Genomic DNA, 2,515 nt, shown 5'->3' with positions numbered 1-2,515 from the left:
TGACGATTTCGAGGGCGGAGGTAATCACATCGGTCGAACGGCGGCGCCGGTGGTCGCAGGACGAGAAGGAACGGCTTGTTGCAGCATCGCTCGAGCCCGGAGCCAGTGTTTCCGAGGTGGCTCGCGCGTCAGGCCTTCATGTCAGCCAGCTGTTCAGGTGGCGCAAAGAGCTTTGCAAGCACGCTGAAGCGAGTATAGCGCCGTTCGTACCGGTCGAGATTGGGCCGTCTGTGCCGCCGCGGGAGTTAGCCGAAGCCCCCTTGGCGACGACATCGGGGCGTCGGCGGAAGAGCCAAGGCATCATCGAGATTGATCTTGGTACCGGACACCGCATCCGGGTCGCTGGCGACGTGGATGGAGACGCGCTGCGTCGCGTTCTCGATGCTTTGGTGCGCCGATGATCCCGGTTCCGACGGGCGGGCGAGTGTGGCTGGCGACCGGCCACACGGATATGCGCCGAGGCTTTCCCTCGTTGGCGCTCCAAGTGCAGGAGGTGCTGCGCAAGGACCCGCTCAGCGGTCACCTGTTCGTCTTCCGTGGTCGGCGCAGCAATCTTGTGAAGGTGATCTGGCACGATGGCCAGGGAGCATGCCTGTTCACTAAGAGACTCGAGCGAGGAAGGTTCGTCTGGCCATCGGTTGCGGGCGAAGCTGTGACGATCTCGCCGGCTCAGATGAGCTACCTGTTGTCCGGAATCGATTGGCGCAATCCGCAAGAAACTCATCGTCCGACGCGTGTCGGATAGCCGTTTTTGGTTTGAATCTGCGGCTTGATCTGATTCAATGGCTTCATGATATCGAAGCCGGACGACCTTCCGTCGGATCTTGTCAGTGCCCTGGCAGCGCTGCAAGCCGAGCGTGAGGCCCGGCTGCGAGCTGAGGCGATGGCTGCCAGCGCGCTGGCGGAGCTGTCGGACAACGCAGCGCTGATCGCCCATCTTGAGCTGCGAATTGAGAAGCTCAAACGCGAACTGCACGGGCAGCGATCCGAGCGCTCGGCACGGCTGCTCGAGCAGCTGGAGTTGGAGCTCGAGGAACTCGTCACCTCGGCGAGCGAGGATGAGCTTGCCGCACAGGCGGCCGCGGCGAAGACGCAGAACGTCCGTCCCTTCATGCGTAAGCGGCCGGTACGCAAGCCGTGGCCGGACGATATCCAACACGAGCGCGTCGTCGTTGAAGCTCCAACGACCTGCACCTGCTGCGGTGGATCGCGGCTGGCGAAGGTCGGTGAGGATGTGACCAAGACGCTGGAGGAGATCCCGCGCCGGTTCAAGGTCATTGAGACGGTACGCGAGAAGTTCACCTGCCGCGATTGCGAGAAGATCAGCCAGCCGCCTGCGCCGTTCCATGCCACGCCGCGTGGCTTCATTGGTCCGCAACTACTGGCGACGATCCTGTTCGACAAGTTCGGCATGCATATCCCGCTCAACCGCCAGAGCGTGCGCTTTAAAGCCGAGGGAATCGATTTGCCGCTATCGACGCTGGCCGACCAGATCGGCCACGGGACCTTTGCCGTCATGCCACTCTTCCACTTGATCGAGCGTCATGTGCTTGCGGCCGAGCGCCTTCATGGCGACGATACCACCATACGCATCCTGGCGAAGGGCAAGTGCACGACCGGGCGGATCTGGACCTATGTGCGGGATGACCGGCCGTTCGCCGGGCCCGCGCCGCCGGCGGCGGTTTATTACGCCTCAAGCGACCGACGAGGCGAGCATCCCCAGAAGCACCTGGCGGTCTTTGCCGGCATCCTGCAAGCCGACTGCTACAACGGCTTCGAGCCGCTGTTCGACCCGCAGAAGAAGACACTGCCCATTACGCCGGCGTATTGCTTTGCCCATGCCCGGCGAGGCTTCTTCGAGCTGGCTGACATTGAGAAAAATGCTCGGGAAGGCAAGAAGGGAAAGCCGGTCTCCCCGATCGCACTGGAGGCGGTCAGACGCCTCGATGCGTTGTTCGAGATCGAGCGCGCCATCAACGGCCGCGACGCCGACGAGCGGCGCGCCGTGCGCCAGGAAAAGAGCAAGCCGCTTCTCGACGACATGCACGTCTGGTTGCTGCGTGAGCGCGAGACCCTCTCGCGCTCCTCCGAGGTCCTGAAGCCGATCAACTACATGCTCAGGCGCTGGGACCACTTCGCCCGCTTCCTCGACGATGGCAGGATCTGCTTGACCAACAATTGTGCTGAGCGTGCATTGAGAGGCATCGCCTTGGGTAGGCGCAATTGGACCTTCGCCGGCAGCCAGCGTGGCGCCGACCGTGCTGCCATCATGCTGACGATGATCACGACCTGTCGCCTCAACGACGTCGATCCTAAGGCCTGGCTCGCCGACGTCGTCGCCCGCATCGCCGATCTTCCCGCATCGCGTCTGCACGAACTGCTGCCCTGGGAATGGAAGCTCCTGCGCCAAGCCGGCAACTCCGGCGATCAGCAAGCCGCCTGATCTTCACCCATCATATAGCTCGCCGCCCCCGCGCGCCCGCGTCAATCTGGCGGCCTTCCTCGTAGGCGTACG

The 2,515-nt window shown here is 63.2% G+C and carries 3 protein-coding genes; all 3 read left to right on the top strand.

What is annotated here, in order from left to right; all coding sequences use genetic code 11:
• Positions 1–401: IS66-like element accessory protein TnpA (gene tnpA / locus XI06_RS13020; protein ID WP_271605498.1), on the top strand; the 401-nt coding region annotated here is incomplete at its 5' end.
• Between the two features lie 23 nt (positions 402–424).
• Positions 425–745: an IS66 family insertion sequence element accessory protein TnpB gene (gene tnpB, locus XI06_RS13015; RefSeq protein WP_442869427.1), complete on the top strand. Its 321-nt coding sequence runs from the start codon at positions 425–427 to the stop codon at positions 743–745.
• A gap of 45 nt (positions 746–790) precedes the next feature.
• Positions 791–2,443 (top strand): IS66 family transposase, encoded by a 1,653-nt coding sequence (gene tnpC, locus XI06_RS13010; RefSeq protein WP_271605496.1) that lies wholly within the window; start codon positions 791–793, stop codon positions 2,441–2,443.
• Positions 2,444–2,515 lie beyond the last annotated feature (72 nt).

The sequence above is a fragment of the Bradyrhizobium sp. CCBAU 11434 genome, assembly GCF_028128895.1.
GTDB classification, from domain to species: domain Bacteria; phylum Pseudomonadota; class Alphaproteobacteria; order Rhizobiales; family Xanthobacteraceae; genus Bradyrhizobium; species Bradyrhizobium zhengyangense.
Note: the sequence above shows the minus strand (reverse complement) of the source record. Positions and strands in the feature narration are given on the sequence as shown.

What these genes read in the sequence shown, in the direction of transcription:
- tnpC (WP_271605496.1), top strand. Translation starts at nt 791, where the DNA reads ATGATATCGAAGCCGGACGACCTTCCGTCGGATCTTGTCAGTGCCCTG.